Source organism: Bradyrhizobium uaiense (assembly GCF_010811875.1).
GTDB lineage: Bacteria > Pseudomonadota > Alphaproteobacteria > Rhizobiales > Xanthobacteraceae > Bradyrhizobium > Bradyrhizobium uaiense.
Genome location: NZ_VKHP01001065.1, coordinates 1 through 240, shown reverse-complemented (window position 1 = coordinate 240; position 240 = coordinate 1). Strand labels below are relative to the sequence as shown.

At 64.2% G+C, this 240-nt stretch carries 1 pseudogene; it reads left to right on the top strand.

Annotated features, from left to right (window positions below):
• Positions 1-240 (top strand): annotated as a pseudogene (locus tag FNJ47_RS48785) (ABC transporter substrate-binding protein); the annotation flags it as partial.

Here is a 240-nt window from a genome sequence, read left to right as displayed (position 1 = left end):
CCGGCGAGCAGTATCCGGTGCTGCAGGAGGTGATCAGGACGGTCTATGGCGCCGGCAAGGGCAATCTCGACGACAAGAAGCGGATCGGCAGCGTCTACCACAATCTCGGCATCGTGAACGGCATCCTCAACGTCGAGGCGATCCGCATCGCGCAGGCGAAGTTCGGCAAGCGCACGTTGACCGGCGACGAAGTGCGCTGGGGCTTCGAGCATCTCCAGCTCGATCCGGCGCGGGTCGAAG